The organism is Streptomyces sp. NPDC048434 (assembly GCF_043200375.1).
Classification (GTDB): Bacteria; Actinomycetota; Actinomycetes; order Streptomycetales; family Streptomycetaceae; genus Streptomyces.
The window spans coordinates 90,655-107,710 of sequence record NZ_JBICXQ010000007.1 but is presented as its reverse complement, the minus strand read 5'-3'; the positions used below and the strand labels follow the sequence as shown (position 1 = coordinate 107,710).

The following is a 17,056-nucleotide window of genomic DNA, read 5'->3' as shown; positions in this document are numbered from 1 at the left end:
CGGGGCGGGCCGCCCTCACACGGCGCCCGCCCCGCCACTGAGGGCAGCGTTCCGCCCGGGAAACAGTGCAGATGCGGGCGGGTAACAGCCGGACCGCAGGCTGACGGGCATGACCTCGATGCCGCCGCACCCGGATGCCACGCCAGACGCCGCACCTGGCACCCCCACCCTCGTCCTCATCGGCCACGGCATGGTCGGCCAGCGCTTTCTGGAAGAGCTGGCCGACCGCGGTGTCACCGAGCGGGCGCGGGTGGTCGTGCTGTGCGAGGAGCCCCGCCCGGCCTACGACCGCGTCCAGCTGACCTCGTACTTCGCCGGCCGTACACCGGACGACCTGAGTCTCGCCGAGCCGGATTTCATGGCCCGGCACGGCATCGAGCTGCACCTCGGCGACCCCGCCACGGCCGTCGACCGCACCACCCGCACGGTCACCGCCCGCTCCGGTCTGACCGTCCGCTACGACGCCCTGGTGCTGGCCACCGGCTCCTACCCGTTCGTGCCGCCGGTGCCGGGCAAGGACAGCGCGGGCTGTTTCGTCTACCGCACCATCGAGGACCTGCTCGCCATCGAGGAGTATGCCGAGAACGCCCGCACCGGTGTGGTGGTCGGCGGCGGACTGCTCGGCCTGGAGGCGGCCGGGGCGCTCAAGGGGCTCGGACTGCGCACCCACATCGTGGAGTTCAGCCCGCGGCTGATGGCCCTCCAGGTCGACGAGGGCGGCGGCCGGGCGCTGCGCCGTACCGTCGAGGGGATGGGTCTGGAGGTGCACACCGGCGTCGGCGGCAAGGAGATCGTCGCGGACGGGGCGGGCGCGGTCGCCGCCATGGGGCTGTCCGACGACTCCCGTATCGACACCGACCTGGTCGTCTTCTCGGCCGGTGTCCGCCCCCGCGACCAGCTCGCCCGGGACTGCGGGCTGCCGGTCGGCGAGCGCGGCGGCATCGTCATCGACGAGGGGTGCCGCACCGGCGACCCGGACGTGTACGCCATCGGCGAGTGCGCGCTGGCCGCGGACGGCCGGGTCTACGGCCTGGTCGCGCCGGGCTATGACATGGCCCGGGTGGCGGCCGCCGGCATCGCCGCCGGCCTCGCCGACGGCAGCGCCCCGGACACCGGCTTCACCGGCGCGGACCTGTCGACCAAGCTGAAGCTGCTCGGCGTGGACGTCGCGTCCTTCGGCGATGCGCACGGCACCACCGAGGGCGCTCTGGACGTGGTCTACGCCGACTCCCGCAGCGGCGTCTACAAGAAGCTGGTGATCGGCGCTTCGGGCGAGCTGCTGGGCGGGGTGCTGGTCGGCGACGCCGAGTCGTACGGCATGCTGCGCCCGCTGACCGGCACCGTGCCCCCGCTGGCGCCCGAGCAGCTGGTGCTGCCCGCCGGGGTCGCGGCCGAGGGCGGCGGCGCGCTCGGACCGTCCACGCTGCCGGACAGCGCGGTGCTGTGCAACTGCCACAACGTGACCAAGGGGACGGTGCGGGCCGCGGTCACCGAGCACTCCTGCGGCACCCTCCCCGAGATCAAGAAGTGCACCAAGGCCGGTACCGGCTGCGGCAGCTGCGTCAAGTCGCTGACCGCCGTGATGAACGACGAACTGATCGCGTCCGGCGCCACCCTCGACACCGGTCTGTGCGGCTGCTTCCCGCACACCCGCGCCGAGCTCTACGAGATCGTCCGCACCCTGCGGCTGACTTCCTTCGCCGCGCTGCTGGACTCGCACGGCCGGCCGGCGGCCAGGAACGGCGACGGCTGCGAGATCTGCAAGCCCACCGTCGGCTCGATCATCGCCTCCCTCGCGCCCACCGTCGGCGCCGGCGGTTATGTCCTCGACGGGGAGCAGGCCGCCCTCCAGGACACCAATGACCACTTCCTCGCCAACCTCCAGCGCAACGGCTCGTACTCGATCGTGCCGCGCATCCCCGGCGGGGAGATCACCCCGGAGAAGCTGATCGTGATCGGCGAGGTGGCCCGCGACTTCGGCCTCTACACCAAGATCACCGGCGGTCAGCGGATCGATCTGTTCGGCGCCCGCGTCGATCAACTCCCGCAGGTGTGGGAGCGGTTGGTGGCGGCCGGCTTCGAGTCGGGGCATGCGTACGGCAAGGCGCTGCGCACCGTGAAGTCGTGCGTCGGCCAGACCTGGTGCCGCTACGGCGTCCAGGACTCGGTCCGTATGGCCATCGAGCTGGAGCTGCGCTACCGGGGCCTGCGCTCGCCGCACAAGCTGAAGTCCGCGGTCTCCGGGTGTGCGAGGGAGTGCGCGGAGGCCCGCGGCAAGGACTTCGGGATCATCGCCACCTCCCTCGGCTGGAATCTGTACGTGGGCGGAAACGGTGGCGCGGACCCGCGCCACGCCGACCTGCTCGCCCAGGACTTGAGCGACGCCGAGCTGATCCGCCTGATCGACCGCTTCCTGATGTTCTACATCCGCACCGCCGACCGCCTGGAGCGCACCTCCGCCTGGCTGGAGCGGATCGAGGGCGGCCTCGACCACGTACGGGACGTCGTCGTCCATGACTCCCTGGGGCTGTGCGACGAGCTGGAGGCCCTGATGGCCGCCCATGTCACCCACTACCGCGACGAGTGGGCCGAGACCCTCGCCGACCCCGAGCGGCTGGCCCGCTTCGTCTCCTTCGTCAATGCGCCCGACGCACCCGATCCGTCCGTCCGCTTCGTACCGGAGCGCGACCAGGTCAAGCCGGATCTGACGCTGCTGGCCGGACCGACTCTGCCCGTTCGCACCCTGGAAGGGACCTCCGTCTGATGACTACCGCAACCGCACCGCTCACCCGCCCCGAGGCCGACGCCCCGGCCGCCGCGGTCGAGATCCGCTGCGCCCAGGGCTGGGTCGCGGTGTGCACGCTGGACGACCTCACCCCGGGGCGCGGGGTCGCCGCCCTCCTCCCGGACGGCGCCCAGGCCGCGCTCTTCGTCGACCGCGCCGGCCGGCCGTACGCGATCGCCAACCGCGATCCGTTCACCGGCGCCCAGGTGCTCTCCCGTGGCCTGACCGGCTCGGCCGACGGCCGGGCGTTCGTGGCATCGCCGCTGCTCAAGCAGCGTTTCGATCTGGCGTCGGGGGACTGCCTGGACGACCCTTCGGCCTCGGTGGCGACCTACCCCGTACGAACGCGGGGCGGGGAGCGCGACGACTGAGACCCGCCCCGGAACCACAAGCGCAACCCATCGGTTGCACCTCCTGGCGCCACGTGCAACCATTGGGTAGCACGTAAGGCACCGAGAAGGGCACGCCAGGAGGAGCACCTCATGAGCACCGACAGCAACCAGCACAAGGACGGCGGCACCGGCGAGGCCGCGGACCGCATCGAGCGGGAGATCAGCATCGCCGCACCCGTGGAGCGGGTCTGGGCCGTGCTCACCGAGCCGGAGCATGTCGGCTCGTGGTTCGGCCAGGGCGAGCCCACGCCGGTCGACCTGCGGCCGGGCGGCATCATGGAGCTCGACCACGGCGAGTACGGCCAGTTCCTCACCAAAATCGTGAAGGTGGACCCGCCGCACCACTTCTCGTACCGCTGGGCCAGCGCGCACCCCGGTGAGGTGGCGGTCGAGGGCAATTCCACCCTCGTCGAATTCTCCCTTACCCCGGAGGGCGACGGCACCCGTCTGCGCGTGGTGGAGACCGGCTTCGCCGACCTCGTCATCCCCGAGGAGCGGAAGAAGACCGCCGGGTACGAGAGCCACTCCGAGGGCTGGTCCGGCCAGGTGGAGAACATCCGGCGGTACGCGGAGCAGCTCGCGGGATGACGAGGGCTGCAGGAGCGGGCGGGGGCTCAGGCGCCGGCCGGGGCCCGGGGGCGGGCGCGGGCCAGAGCTCGGGCGGGGATGCGGGCACGGGCTCGGGCCAGGGCTCGGGCGCGGACGCCGTGGCGGAGGTTTTCTCCGCACTGGCGGATCCGACCCGCCGCCGGATACTCGACGCCCTCGCCGCACACGGCGAGGCGACCGCCACGGTCCTGGCGGCCGAACTCCCGGTCAGCCGCCAGGCCATCGTCAAACACCTGGGCGTCCTGGACCGGGCCGGTCTGGTCGCCGGCCACCGGGAAGGCCGGGAGGCGCGCTACCGGGTCATACCGGAGCGGCTGGGGGTCACCGCCCGGTGGATGGACCGGGTGGCCGCCGCGTGGGACACCCGTCTCTCGGCGATCAAGCGCCTCGCCGAAGGCGAGTGACCCGGGCGGCCACCGGGCAACGGGGAGGGCGGAGAGGGACGTACCGGAAGGTGAGGGAACGTACGGGAAGGCAAGGGCGGGGCCGCGCCGCTGTCCGGGCGGGGTCCGGCGGGCCGCGCCCGTCACCCTCCGTCCCTCTCCGGTCCCGGCCGCCCCGCCCACGTACTCTGGTCGCCCCCTACGGAGGAGCACAGGCGTGACCCGGTGGAACACCAGCCACATCCCCGACCAGACCGGCCGCTCGGCGGTCGTCACGGGCGCCAACAGCGGCCTCGGCTATGTCACCGCCCGCGAACTGGCCCGCCACGGCGCCCGTGTGCTGCTGGCCTGCCGCAACGAGGCGCGGGGCATGGCCGCGCTGGACCGGCTGCGGGCCGAGGTCCCCACCGCCGAGGCCGAGTTCCGGCCGCTCGACCTGGCCGATCTGTCCTCCGTACGGGATTTCGCCGCCGCCCTCGACGACTTCGACGGCGACCGCCTCGACCTGCTCGTCAACAACGCGGGCGTGATGGCGCTGCCGTACCGGACCACCGCCGACGGCTTCGAGATGCAGTTCGGCATCAACCACCTCGGCCACTTCGCGCTGACCGGGCTGCTGCTGCCCAAGCTCCTCGCCACGCCCGGCGCCCGGGTCATCACCGTCTCCAGCATGCTGCACGTCCTCGCCGACCTCGACTACACCGACCTCAACAGCGCGCGCTCCTACCGCCGCTGGATCGCCTACGGCCGCTCCAAGAGCGCCAATCTGCTCTTCACCCACGAGCTGACCCGGCGGCTGGCCGCGGCCGGCTCGCAGGTCGTCGCGGCCGCCGCGCACCCCGGATACGCCGCCACCAACCTCGCGACGGCGGGCGTCCGGATGGAGGGCCGCACCTCCACCGAGCGCATGGTCGACCTGGCCAACCGCGCGCTCGCCCAGTCCCCGGACGGCGGCGCCCTGGGCACCCTCTGCGCCGCCACCGCCCCGCACATGCGGCCGGACTCCTTCATCGGCCCGCGCAGCGGACTGCGCGGCGCCCCCGTCCAGTCCTTCCGCGCCCCCTGGACCAAGAAGGACACCAACGGCGCACGCCTGTGGGCCGCCTCGGAGGAGCTCACCGGCGTCCGCTACGACTTCTCACGGCCGGCAGCGGCCCTCTGACCGGTACGGCCGGGAAAGATCCGCACCCGGGGACGAGCGCGGCGGCCTCGCCCGCCACCCGTGCGCACTCGTGATCGTTCCGCTTCGCCGGGGCGGCGCCGCCACCCGCATCACCGTCCTGATCCCGGAGGCCGAACCCGCCCACATCTGGCAGCGGCTGCTGCAGAACCGGCGTGGCGCGGTCGTCGCCCGCGCCGTGCGCCGGGACACGGACGCGGTCATCTGCCGGTTGCGATTCCGCCTGGAGACAGGCGGAACCGCACGTGGTGACGCCGCCATTGTCAGTGCCTCGACCTACCGTGACGTCATGAACTCCGCCATGGATTACGACGGTCACTGCGCCGAAATCGTCCACCAGGCCGACCTGCTGGCGTCCTGCCTCACCGAGCGGGACGCCGACCTGACGACCACCGTTCCCTCCTGCCCCGAATGGAACCTCGCCCAGCTGCTCCGGCATCTGGGCGAGGCCCATCGCTGGGTGGCGGAGCTCGTACGGACCCGGGCGACCGAACCCCCGCCCGACACCGCCCTCCGCATCCTGCCCCGCGACACCGCCCAGTCCCCGGCCGAGCTCGCCGCCTGGCTCGCCGACGGCGCCCGGCTCCTCGCGGACACGCTCCGCGGCACCGGCCCCGACGCCCGGATCTGGACCCCGCTCCCCTCCGGCTCGCCGCGCTTCTTCGCCCGCCGCATGACCCACGAGACGGTCATGCACCGGGCCGACGCGACCCTGGCCCTCGGCAGGGACTTCACCGTCGACCAGCGGGTCGCCCTCGACAGCCTCGACGAGTGGATGGAACTAGGCTCCCTGCCCGAGATGTTCGACTTCCACCCGGACCGACGCGAACTCCTCGGCCCCGGCCGCACCCTCCACTTCCACGCCACGGACACCCCACCGGAAGCGGCCGCCGACTGGCTCGTCGACCTCACCGGCGACACCCTCGCCTGGCGCCGCGCCCAGGAACCGGCAGCCGTCTCGGTCCGCGCACCCCTGACGGACCTCTTGCTCCTCATCTACGGCCGCCTCCCCGGCGACAGCGACACCTTCGAGATCGTCGGCGATGCGGAACTGCTGGAGTTCTGGCTGGCGCGGGTGCTCTTCGGGTGAGCGCCGGCGTACGGGAGCATCGGCGGTGCGTACGGGCACAGCGGCTGACGACCTGAGGCGGGGCGGCCTGAGGCGGGACGGCCTTGTGGAGGGGCTGAGGCGGCCGCCCGCCCGCCCCGGAGGTGAACCAACCGGGCCGCCACGGCGTGAGTTAGGTTGACCACCACCGAACCAGCGCCGAGGAGACAGCATCATGACCGACTCCGACCGGCCGGACAGCGCTCCCGGCCTGCCCCCTACGCCTCCCCCGCTCCCTCCGGAGACCGGCCCGCAGCCCGTGCCGACGAATGAGGCCGAGGCACTGGAGATCGGCCGCCGGCACTACCCCGAGGTCGGCTCACCGGACGGGCCGACGGGCCTGTTCGTCCATGAATTCGACGACGGCTACCTGATCCACGCGAGCTGGCCGCCCGCCGAGGACCCCACCGCTCCTCCTGCGGAGCCCGGGGGAAGCAATGTCGTCATCGCCAAGGCCGACGGCGAGGTGACATTCCTGCCCAACTTCCCTCCGGAGTCGGCGGTTGAGCTCTACTACCAAGTCCACGGCCGGCGGACTTCCTGAGCCCTCCCCGAGCGAAGCTCCCCCGCTGCGGAATCCGGCCCGTTTGCCCAGATCGGCTTCTGGAGGGGCGGAAACTCCTCATCGACGGCTCTACGGGACACGTACTGCGCATCCCGTCAGCGCCGGGATGAGGAACACCCTGCGGGTCGTCGAGCGGCGATGCGCGGCGGCAGAACGCCCCATGAGCGCCCCATGCCACGGGCTAACGGGCGTCCCGCGTAAGAACACCCTGCTGAACAGGAGAGAATCCGGTATGCCCCAGGACACTCCCACCCCGCCGACCACCCCCGAGGAAGCGCTCGCCATCGTCCGCAGCCGCTACGCCCAGCCCAAGCTGCCGGACGGCTCCCCCGCCCCGATGCACGTCCACGAATTCGACCTCGGCTACCTCGTGTACGCCGGCTTCCCCCGTACACCGGACGCGTCCGGCCCGCCGAAGCCGGCCCCACCCGGCGGGTCAAAGGTCATCGTGGCCAAGGACACCGGCGAAACCGTCACCGTGCCCAACTTCCCCACCGAGGCGGCCATCGAGCTGTACCGCAAGCAGCGTCAAGCGGATACGTAGCAAGGCCGGCCCGCTCAAGTCAGCTCGTCCGCCAGCAGATCCATCAGCAGTCCGTCCGCCCAGCCACCCGTCCGGTAGTCGCGCCCGTATGCGCGCATGATGCCCACGGGTTTGAAGCCGACCTTGCGGTAGCTGCGGATCGCGGCGGTGTTGGCGGTGGCCGGGTCGATGGTCAGGCGGTGGTGGCCGCGCTCGTGGATCAGCCACCGGGCCAGTGTGCGTACGGCGTCCGTGCCGAGGCCCTGGCCGTGTCGCCGGGTCGTGAGGAAGATGTCGATGCTTGCGTGACGGAATTCGGGGTCGGTCTCCTCGTCGAACTGGATCGCCCCGATGACCTCACCGTCGACGACGAGGGCGAGCATGTGCCGGTAGTCGTCCGGCACCGACCACCAGGCCGCGACCTCCGGCTCCCGGACGATGCGGTCGAGCGTCTCGATATCGGCGTGCGCTACCGGCCGCAGGACGACCGAGGCTCCGCGAAGCGAGTTCATGCACGCATTGTCCTGCCGCCGATGTGCGCAGGGGACGAGGATGAGCCACCACGGAATCACTGCGGCGCCACGGAATCACTGCGGCGGCCTGCCAAGCCTGTCCGCGCGTGAGTGCCGGCCCAGGCCGACGGCTGCCGGTCGGCCACCGGCCACCGGCCACCCACGGACGACACCCCCACCCGGCCCCCCGTTTCGTACAGATGCCATGCGCGCTTCACAGTCGTACGGCAGAGTGGACGGTCGCACCGTCGGTGATCGATGATCACCGGTAGGTTACGAGCGCAGGGGGCGACGTGCCATGACGGAGATCAACAGGCGGCGGCTGTTGGCGGCCGGCGGCGGGCTGGCCCTTGCCGCGGGGACGGCGACGGCGTGCGGGTCCAACACCGGGCGCGGCGGCGGTGGTTCGGGGCCCGGGATCCGTCAGTGGTACCACCAGTACGGGGAGCCGGGGGCCGAGCGGGCCGTGAAGCGGTACGCCGCCGCGTACAAGAAGGCGAGCGTCTCGGTGCAGTGGCGGCCGGGCGACTACGACCGGCAGACCGCGGCCGCGCTGCTCACCGACTCGGGGCCGGATGTCTTCGAGGTCAACGGGCCGCTGCTGGAGCAGATCCAGGGCGGGCAGGTGGTCGACCTGACCGCCGAGGTCGAGCCGGTCAAGGACGACTTCAACCAGGCCGTGCTGGCGCCGAAGATCTGGCAGGACAAGATCTGGGGCATCCCGCAGGTCATTGACATGCAGGTGCTGTATTACCGCAAGAGTCTGCTGAAGAAGGCCGGGGTGCGGCCGCCGCAGACGCTCGATGAGTTGGTGGACGGGGCGAAGAAGCTCAGCGACAAGAAGGCCAAGGGGCTGTTCCTGGGGAATGACGGCGGGGCCGGAGTGCTCGGCGGGACGCCGTTGTTCGCCGCCGGGCTGAGTCTGATCGGTGCGGACGGCAAGGCCGGGTTCGACGATCCTGCTGCGTCTCGTGCACTCGGGAAGATCCGGCAGCTGTACGCGGACAAGTCACTGCTGCTGGGGGCGCCCACGGACTGGTCCGATCCGGCCGCGTTCATCCAGGGGCTGACCGCGATGCAATGGTCGGGGCTGTGGGTGCTGCCGCAGATCAAGAAGGCGCTGGGGGACGACTTCGGGGTGTTGCCGTTCCCGAAGGACGGGAGCGGAGGGAAGCCTTCCGTTCCGGTGGGCGCCTATGGCTCCGCGGTCAGCGCGCACAGCAAGCGCAAGGCGGAGGCGAAGGCGTTCGCCAAGTGGCTGTGGGTGGACCGCACCGAGTACCAGCAGGACTTCGCGCTCTCGTACGGCTTCCACATCCCGGCCCGGATCTCCCTGGCGAAGAAGGCCCGGCAGCTGCAGACCGGCCCGGCGGCGGACGCGGTCCGGTTCGCTACCGATCACGGCTATGCCGAGCCGCTGTTGTGGACGACCGCGGACCGTACCGCCTATCAGGACGCGCTGAGCCGGATCATCAAGGACGGCGCCAACCCGGAGAGTGAGCTGAAGACCGTGGTGCGCAAGGTCAACGCCGAACTCCAGCGGGTCAAGAAGAAGTGACGGCGGGCGGGACCGAAGAGGCGGTCACAGACGTACCCGCCCCCCGGGCCGCAGCGGTGCCGGTCGCCGAGCCACGCTCGTTCGGCGCCCGGCTGCTCGGCCCGCAGCGGCGGAATCTCTGGTTCTGGCTCTTCGTCGGGCCGTTCGCGATCGGGCTGGGGCTGTTCACGTACGTGCCGCTGGCGTGGAGCGTCTACCTGAGCTTCTTCGACGCGCACAACACCGTGAGTCCGGCCGGCGCGGATTTCGTCGGACTGGACAACTACGGCGCGATGCTGGGCGATCGGGCGTTCCTCGGCAGCCTGGGGACGTTCCTGCTGTTCACGGCGTTCATCGTGCCCGCGACCTATGTACTCTCGCTCGCACTCGCGCTGATGGTGAACCGGCTGCGCTTCGCCCGTGCGTTCTTCCGGTCGGTGTTCTTCCTGCCGACGGCCTGCTCGTATGTCGTCGCGGCGGTGATCTGGAAGCTGTCGATCTTCAACGGGGTGCGGTTCGGCCTGGCCAACACCGTGCTGGGGTGGTTCGGCGCGGATCAGACCGCCTGGCTGTCGACGACCGAGCCGCCCTGGTACTGGCTGGTCATCGTGACCGTACGGCTGTGGCTGCAGGCCGGGTTCTACATGATCCTGTTTCTGGCCGGGCTGCAGCGGATCTCGCCGCAGCTGTACGAGGCGGCGGCGGTGGACGGAGCGCGGCCCGGCTGGCAGGTCTTCCGGCACATCACCTTTCCGCAGTTGCGTGCCACCTCCGTCGCGGTGGTGCTGCTGTTGGTGATCAATGCGTTCCAGGCGTTCGACGAGTTCTACAACCTGCTGAGCGATGCGCGCGGCTATCCGCCGTATGCCCGGCCGCCGTTGGTCTACCTGTACTACACGGCGCTCGGACGGGACCAGAACCTCGGGCTGGGCAGCGCGGGTGCGGTGATTCTGGCGCTGATCATCGCGCTGGCGACGGTCGTGCAGGCCCGCTGGTTCGGCCTCGGCCGCAAGGAGGAGTGAGCACCGATGCATGACGCGCTGACCAGAGCCGGGCGCGCACTGCGGGTCGTCGTCCTGATCACCCTCGCGCTGCTGTTCCTCATCCCCTTCTATCTGCTGGTGCGGAACGGGCTGGCGACCGAGCACGACATCACCGCGCCCGGCTGGACGTTCTTCCCGCACGCGCTGCAATGGTCGAACCTGACCGAGGTCTTCCGGGACCCGAACCTCCCCATGGCGCGGGCGCTGCTCAACTCGACGCTGATCGCGGTGTCGACGACCGTCGGCACGGTGCTGTTGGCGTCGCTCGCGGGATACGGCCTGGCCCGGATCCCGTACCGGCACGCCAATGCCGTCTTCTACGCGATCCTGGGGACGCTGATGGTCCCGGCGGCCGTGACGTTCGTGCCGAGCTTCGTCCTGGTGTCGTCGCTCGGCTGGATCTCCACGCTGCGGGGGCTGGTCATTCCGACGCTGTTCAGCGCGTTCGCCTGCTTCATCTTCCGGCAGTACTTCCTGGGCTTCCCCCAGGAGCTGGAGGACGCGGCGCGGGTCGACGGGCTCGGCTACTGGCGGACGTACTGGCGCATCGTGGTCCCCAACGCCCGGCCGGTCTTCGCCGCCGTCGGCACCATCGTCTTCATCGGTGCCTGGAACGCGTTCCTGTGGCCGCTGGTGATCGGGCAGGACCAGGAGTCCTGGACGGTGCAGGTGGCGCTGTCGACGTTCACCACCGCGCAGAACCTCAATCTGCATGAGCTGTTCGTGGCCGCCGCGTTCTCCATCGCCCCGCTGGTGGTGGTCTTCCTGCTGCTTCAGCGGTACATCGTCGCGGGGGTGGAGCGCAGTGGGATCGATGACTGACGGATTGAGGACGCCTGCATGAGGAGGTACGGTGCGTGGCATGAGCACGCATCCGAATCTCCGTGAGGTGGCGCCGCGCGATCGCGGCCCCCACGGCGAGTGCGCGCCCCGCGGCCTGAGCTTTCTGCGCCGCCGCGGCCGGGTGGGGTCTCCCCCGGCCGGTTGTTCCTGTACGTCCTGACGCCTTCGCGCACTGACGGCTTCGCGCACTGACGTCCGGCGACCGGTGGTCCAACGACCACCTCCGCCGTGGCCGCACGACGATTCCCACCCGCCATGGTCATGGCTTCCCCGCTCCCCCGCCTCCCCTTCCCGCCTTCAGGAGGACCAGTTGACGACGCTCGCCGATTCCGCGGCTCCCCTCGCCCCTGCCCTGCGCCCCCACCGCATCCCCGCCGACGGCCTGTACGAAGGGCACCGCATCCTGCACCGGACTCCCGAGGACTGGGACGACCGGCCCTACGAGCGCTTCGAGGTCGTGCCGCAGGCCGCCACCATCGGGGCCGAAATTCGTGGACTGGACCTGTCCCGCCCGCTGTCCGACGGCCTGCGCGCGGAGCTGAACCGGGCGCTGCTGGAGTGGAAGGTGCTGTTCTTCCGCGGGCAGCATCTGAGCTCCGCGGCGCAGCGCGAATTCGCCGGCAATTGGGGTGAGCTGGAGAGCAACCCGTTGCTGGCGCGGGGCGATTCGAAGGATGTGGTGCGGTTCGACAAGGCGGCCGGCGGCGTCCCGACGTTCGAGAACGTATGGCACACGGATGTCACGTTCCGGGAACGGCCGGCGCTCGGTGCGGTGCTGCAACTGCGGGAGGTCCCGCCCGCGGGCGGAGACACGATGTGGGCCGATATGGCCGCGGCATACGACAATTTGCCTCCGAAAATCCGGGCACGGATCAATGAGGCGCGGGCGGTGCACGACTATCTCCCTGGTTTCGCGCGCTTCTACTCCGCGGCTCAACTAGCGCCATTCCAGGAGGAGTTCCCGCCGGTCGAGCATCCCGTGGTGCGCCGGCACCCGGAGACCGGGCGGCGGATGCTGTTCGTCAACGCCTCCTTCACCACCCGGATCGTGGGTCTCGGAGAGGCGGCGAGCGACCGGCTGTTGCGGCTGTTGTTCCAGCAGGCGCAGGTGCCGGAGTTCCAGGTGCGGTGGCGCTGGCAGGCGGGGGACCTCGCGTTCTGGGACAACCGCGCCACCCAGCACTATGCGGTGAACGACTACGGGCCGCACCGCCGGGTCGCCGAACGGGTCGCCATCGCGGGCGATCGCCCCTACTGACCGGAGGCCTGACGCGGCTGCCGCCGGTCAGGACGCACCGGACCGGCGCCAGGACGTATCCACCGGGCGGCAGGACCTGTCCGACGAACGGCGGGCGGAGCCCGTCAGGCGGCAGGACGTACCGGGCGCGCGGCACGAGGTACCCCACGCGCCCGGAGACGCACCCGGCGCGGCTCACCCCAGCCGTTCGTACGCCGCCGCCTCCGCCGGGCGCGCACCGCGCAGCAGGGCCGCGCCCAGCGGGGTGAGGGTGTGCAGTACCGCGTTGCCCTGCCGCAGGGTGACCAGCAGGCCGGCATCGCGGAGCACCGTCGCATGCTGGCTGGCGGAGGCCAGCGAGACATCGGCGCGGCGGGCGAGTTCGCTGGTGGTGCAGCCGACGCCGATGCCCTGGAGTATCGCGGAGCGGGTCTGGCCGACGAGCCGGCCGAGGGAACGTTCCGGCGGGGCCGGCGGGGTGAACCGCGGGGTCTGGTGTTCCACGGGGTAGACCAGCACGGGCGTCAGCTCCGTGTTGTGGAACGTGACGGGCGTGCGGCGGCAGAAGTACGACGGCAGCAGCAACAGCCCCCGGCCGCGGAGGTGGAGGTCGCGGTCCACCGGATAGTCGGCCTCCAGGACCGGCGGGCGCCAGCGCATCATCGGCGGGAGCGAGGCGAGCAGCCGGTCCGCGCCGCCGTCGAGCAGCGCCCTGCCGCGGGCGGCCCGGTCGGCCTCGATACGGCTCTGGACGCGCGGCCAATACGGGGCGACGGCCGCCTCGTAATAGCGCTGGAGGATCCCGGCGAGCCTGCCGAGGGCACGGGTGTCGCCCTCGGCCATCGCCCGTATCCACGACGGGAGCGGGCGGGCGGCCGTGGAGAGCCGGGCGAGTTCCTCGCGCAGCCGGCCGGCCGGCGTCTCGCGCAGTGCGGCGAGCGCGTCGGTCATGCCGAGGAGCCCTTCGGCGGGCGTCAGGAAATCGGGGAAATATCCGCGGGTGGGCACGAGCGGCGCCAGCAGTCGCGCTTCGCCATTCAACCTTCCGCGTGTTTCCGATCGCCATTTGCCGAACGCCGAATCGTCCCGTCGGTCGCGCAGCCGATGAAAGCTTAAGACGGTCTCCCACAGTGCGTCCGGGCGTGCCGCAATGCGTACACGGGCCAGATCGAGTCCACTGAAATGGACGCGTAACACCGAACCCCCACCCCTGGTTTCCTCAGTCGGCCCCCGGCACGCCTGAGTATGCACGCCAACACGTGCGGTCACCATGCCCTTTTGGCCACACTTGAAAGTGGTCGCGCCACCGGGCGGGTGGGAGGAAAGCTTGTACTCAATTCAGCGGCGGTGCGAACGGACCGGATTGCTCGATCCCGTGGGGGGTGATGAGCAACCACCCGGCCAGTCGCCAGCCCCGCTGAAGGCCGCCTTCCCGCGCCGACCGGGGTGGCGGCAGCTCCCGAGGGGGGAGTCCGGAGAAAGCGAGGGCGGCACCTCCGCACAGGTGCCGCCCTCGTTCGGGTGCCGGAGCCGACAGTCGGGCGGTTGAGGGTTGGGCCCGAACCGCCGTACTCCGGTGGTCTTTCCGGCCACCGCGGGCGCACTCGGCGTCCACGGTGACCGATGGGGTCAGCGGCTGTCGCTGCCCTTGGACTCCGCGGCCGCGCGGCCCGCCTCCAGCCGTGCGACCGGAATGCGGAACGGGGAGCAGGAGACGTAGTCCAGGCCCACCTCGTGGAAGAAGTGGACGGACTCCGGGTCGCCGCCGTGCTCGCCGCAGACACCGAGTTTGAGGTCCGGGCGGGTGGCCCGGCCCGCCGCGGCGGCGTTGCGGACCAGGGAGCCCACGCCGTCCTTGTCGATGGTCTCGAACGGGCTGACGCCGAAGATGCCCTTCTCCAGGTACGCGGTGAAGAAGCTGGCCTCGACGTCGTCGCGGCTGAAGCCCCAGACCGTCTGCGTGAGGTCGTTCGTACCGAAGGAGAAGAAGTCGGCGGACTCGGCGATCTGACCGGCCGTGAGGGCGGCGCGGGGCAGCTCGATCATCGTGCCGAGGCTGAGCTTGAGGTCGATGCCGTGGGTCTTCTCGACCTCGGCGATGACCTGCTCGGCCTCCTCGCGGACGATCTCCAGCTCCTGGACGGTGCCCACCAGCGGGATCATGATCTCCGGGCGCGGGTCGCCCTTGGCGTTCTTGCGCTCGGCCGCGGCCTCCGCGATGGCGCGTACCTGCATCGCGAACAGACCGGGGATGACCAGGCCGAGGCGCACGCCCCGCAGACCCAGCATCGGGTTCTGCTCGTGCAGCTTGTGCACGGCCTGCAGCAGCCGCAGGTCGTTCTCGTTGGCGTCCTTGCGGGCCTCGGCGAGCGCGACCCGCACCGACAGCTCGGTGATGTCGGGCAGGAACTCGTGCAGCGGCGGGTCCAGCAGCCGGACGGTCACCGGCAGCCCGTCCATCGACTCGAAGAGCTCGGTGAAGTCGGCCTTCTGGAGCGGCAGCAGCTCGTGGAGCGCGGCCTTCCGGTCGGTCTCGGTGTCGGCCAGGATGAGCCGCTCGACCATCTCCCGGCGCTCACCGAGGAACATGTGCTCGGTGCGGCACAGGCCGATGCCCTGGGCGCCGAACCGGCGGGCGCGGGCGGCGTCCTCGGCGTTGTCGGCGTTGGCCCGTACGCGCAGCCGGCGTACCCGGTCCGCGTACGCCATGATCCGGTGGACGGCCTTGACCAGCTCGTCGGCGTCGTCGGCGCCGGCGTGCATCCGGCCCTCGAAGTACTCCACGACCGGGGACGGCACGACCGGCACCTCGCCGACGTAGACCTTGCCGCTGGAGCCGTCGATGGAGACGACGTCGCCCTCCTCGATGACGGTCCCGTCCTGGGTCGTCATCCGGCGGGACTTGGTGTCGACCTCCAGCTCCTCGGCGCCGCAGACACAGGTCTTGCCCATGCCGCGGGCGACGACGGCGGCGTGCGAGGTCTTGCCGCCGCGGGAGGTGAGGATGCCCTCGGCGGCGATCATGCCGTTGAGGTCGTCGGGGTTGGTCTCGCGGCGGATCAGGATGACCTTCTCGCCGGAGCGCGACCACTTGACGGCGGTGTACGAGTCGAAGACGGCCTTGCCGACCGCCGCGCCCGGGGAGGCGGCGATCCCACGGCCGATCATCTCGGACTTCGCGCCCAGGTCGAAGCGGGGGAACATCAGCTGTGCCAGCTGCGCGCCGTTGACCCGCTGGAGGGCCTCGGCCTCGTCGATCAGGCCCTGGTCGACGAGCTGGGTGGCGATCCGGAAGGCGGCACCGGCGGTGCGCTTGCCGACCCGGGTCTGCAGCATCCACAGCTTGCCGCGCTCGATGGTGAACTCGATGTCGCACAGGTCCTTGTAGTGCGTTTCGAGCGTCTCCATGATCTGCATCAGCTGGTCGTACGACGCCTTGTCGATGCGTTCGAGGTCGGCGAGCGGCACGGTGTTGCGGATACCGGCGACGACGTCCTCGCCCTGCGCGTTCTGCAGGTAGTCGCCGTAGACGCCCTGGTGGCCGCTGGCGGGGTCGCGGGTGAAGGCGACGCCGGTGCCGGAGTCGGGGCCGAGGTTGCCGAAGACCATGGAGCAGACGTTGACCGCGGTGCCGAGGTCGCCGGGGATGCGCTCCTGGCGGCGGTAGAGCTTGGCGCGGTCGGTGTTCCACGAGTCGAAGACCGCGCGCACGGCGAGGTCCATCTGCTCGCGGGGCTCCTGCGGGAAGTCGCGGCCGGTCTCCTTGGACACGATGTCCTTGAAGTGCGCGACCAGGCTCTTGAGGTCGGCCGCGTCCAGGTCGATGTCGACGCGGACGCCCTTGGCCTGCTTGGCCTCCTCCAGCGCCTCCTCGAAGAGCTCGCCGTCCACGCCCAGCACGGTCTTGCCGAACATCTGGATCAGGCGGCGGTAGGAGTCCCACGCGAAGCGCTCGTCGCCGGCCTGCGCGGCGAGGCCGGAAACCGATGCATCGGAGAGGCCGATGTTGAGGACGGTGTCCATCATGCCGGGCATCGAGAACTTCGCCCCGGAACGCACCGATACGAGCAGCGGGTCGTCGGCCTGGCCGAGCTTCTTGCCCATCTTCTGCTCAAGGGCGTCGAGGTGCTCGGAGACCTCGGCACGCAGTGCCGCGGGCTCGGTGCCGCTGTCGAGGTAGACCTTGCAGGCTTCGGTGGTGATCGTGAAGCCGGGAGGGACAGGAAGCCCCAGGTTGGTCATCTCGGCGAGGTTCGCGCCCTTGCCGCCTAGAAGGTCCTTGAGGTCCTTGTTGCCCTCGGTGAAGTCGTAGACGAACTTCACGGACGAAGGCTGGGTT

General features: G+C 70.9%; 15 protein-coding genes. 12 read left to right on the top strand and 3 right to left on the bottom strand.

The genetic code is table 11. From position 1 onward, the window contains the following. Positions 1-109: 109 nt before the first annotated feature. The 8 genes from nirB to ACGFWI_RS10570 all read left to right on the top strand — a co-directional run bounded on the left by nirB (position 110) and on the right by ACGFWI_RS10570 (position 7,566). Complete coding sequence (nirB, locus tag ACGFWI_RS10605; RefSeq protein ID WP_393905560.1) at positions 110-2,764, top strand: nitrite reductase large subunit NirB; 2,655 nt, start codon at positions 110-112, stop codon at positions 2,762-2,764. After that, positions 2,764-3,156: a nitrite reductase small subunit NirD gene (gene nirD / locus ACGFWI_RS10600; RefSeq protein WP_393905559.1), complete on the top strand. Its 393-nt coding sequence runs from the start codon at positions 2,764-2,766 to the stop codon at positions 3,154-3,156. The genes nirB and nirD overlap by 1 nt, the downstream gene beginning before the upstream one ends. A 111-nt stretch (positions 3,157-3,267) precedes the next feature. Then, positions 3,268-3,765, top strand: coding sequence for an SRPBCC family protein (locus ACGFWI_RS10595; RefSeq protein ID WP_393905558.1), 498 nt, complete (start codon positions 3,268-3,270; stop codon positions 3,763-3,765). Between the two features lie 119 nt (positions 3,766-3,884). Further along, a complete protein-coding gene (locus ACGFWI_RS10590; protein WP_030984596.1) occupies positions 3,885-4,190 on the top strand; it encodes a helix-turn-helix transcriptional regulator in 306 nt (101 codons plus the stop codon). A 196-nt stretch (positions 4,191-4,386) separates the two neighbouring features. Further along, entirely contained in the window at positions 4,387-5,331 is a 945-nt protein-coding gene (locus tag ACGFWI_RS10585) for an oxidoreductase (RefSeq protein WP_393905557.1), read from the top strand. Positions 5,332-5,401: 70 nt separating this feature from the next. Further along, positions 5,402-6,439 carry a maleylpyruvate isomerase family mycothiol-dependent enzyme gene (locus ACGFWI_RS10580; RefSeq protein ID WP_393905556.1) on the top strand — a complete coding sequence of 346 codons (1,038 nt, stop codon included), beginning with the start codon at positions 5,402-5,404 and terminating at the stop codon, positions 6,437-6,439. A 193-nt stretch (positions 6,440-6,632) separates the two neighbouring features. After that, positions 6,633-7,001 (top strand): hypothetical protein, encoded by a 369-nt coding sequence (locus ACGFWI_RS10575; RefSeq protein WP_393905555.1) that lies wholly within the window; start codon positions 6,633-6,635, stop codon positions 6,999-7,001. 253 nt (positions 7,002-7,254) lie between these two features. Continuing rightward, positions 7,255-7,566, top strand: a complete 312-nt coding sequence (locus ACGFWI_RS10570) for a hypothetical protein (protein ID WP_393905554.1) — start codon at positions 7,255-7,257, stop codon at positions 7,564-7,566. A gap of 14 nt (positions 7,567-7,580) precedes the next feature. On the opposite strand, the gene aac(6') is transcribed toward ACGFWI_RS10570, so the two are convergent. Further along, positions 7,581-8,057, bottom strand: a complete 477-nt coding sequence (gene aac(6') / locus ACGFWI_RS10565; protein WP_393905553.1) for an aminoglycoside 6'-N-acetyltransferase — start codon at positions 8,055-8,057, stop codon at positions 7,581-7,583. 298 nt (positions 8,058-8,355) lie between these two features. Here aac(6') and ACGFWI_RS10560 point away from each other — a divergent pair, with 298 nt between their 5' ends. The 4 genes from ACGFWI_RS10560 to ACGFWI_RS10545 all read left to right on the top strand — a co-directional run bounded on the left by ACGFWI_RS10560 (position 8,356) and on the right by ACGFWI_RS10545 (position 12,738). Then, positions 8,356-9,615, top strand: a complete 1,260-nt coding sequence (locus ACGFWI_RS10560) for an ABC transporter substrate-binding protein (protein ID WP_393905552.1) — start codon at positions 8,356-8,358, stop codon at positions 9,613-9,615. A gap of 56 nt (positions 9,616-9,671) precedes the next feature. Beyond that, on the top strand, positions 9,672-10,616 hold the full coding sequence (locus tag ACGFWI_RS10555; RefSeq protein WP_393905723.1) for a carbohydrate ABC transporter permease: 945 nt from the start codon (positions 9,672-9,674) through the stop codon (positions 10,614-10,616). Positions 10,617-10,622: 6 nt separating this feature from the next. Beyond that, positions 10,623-11,459, top strand: coding sequence for a carbohydrate ABC transporter permease (locus ACGFWI_RS10550; protein WP_393905551.1), 837 nt, complete (start codon positions 10,623-10,625; stop codon positions 11,457-11,459). Positions 11,460-11,790: 331 nt separating this feature from the next. Next, complete coding sequence (locus ACGFWI_RS10545; protein WP_393905550.1) at positions 11,791-12,738, top strand: TauD/TfdA dioxygenase family protein; 948 nt, start codon at positions 11,791-11,793, stop codon at positions 12,736-12,738. A 174-nt stretch (positions 12,739-12,912) separates the two neighbouring features. Here the strand turns inward: ACGFWI_RS10545 and ACGFWI_RS10540 are convergent, their stop codons facing one another. Both ACGFWI_RS10540 and ppdK read right to left on the bottom strand, forming a co-directional pair. Then, positions 12,913-13,758 carry an ArsR/SmtB family transcription factor gene (locus ACGFWI_RS10540; RefSeq protein WP_393905549.1) on the bottom strand — a complete coding sequence of 282 codons (846 nt, stop codon included), beginning with the start codon at positions 13,756-13,758 and terminating at the stop codon, positions 12,913-12,915. Positions 13,759-14,346: 588 nt separating this feature from the next. Continuing rightward, complete coding sequence (ppdK, locus tag ACGFWI_RS10535; protein WP_393905548.1) at positions 14,347-17,040, bottom strand: pyruvate, phosphate dikinase; 2,694 nt, start codon at positions 17,038-17,040, stop codon at positions 14,347-14,349. Between the last annotated feature and the right edge of the window lie 16 nt (positions 17,041-17,056).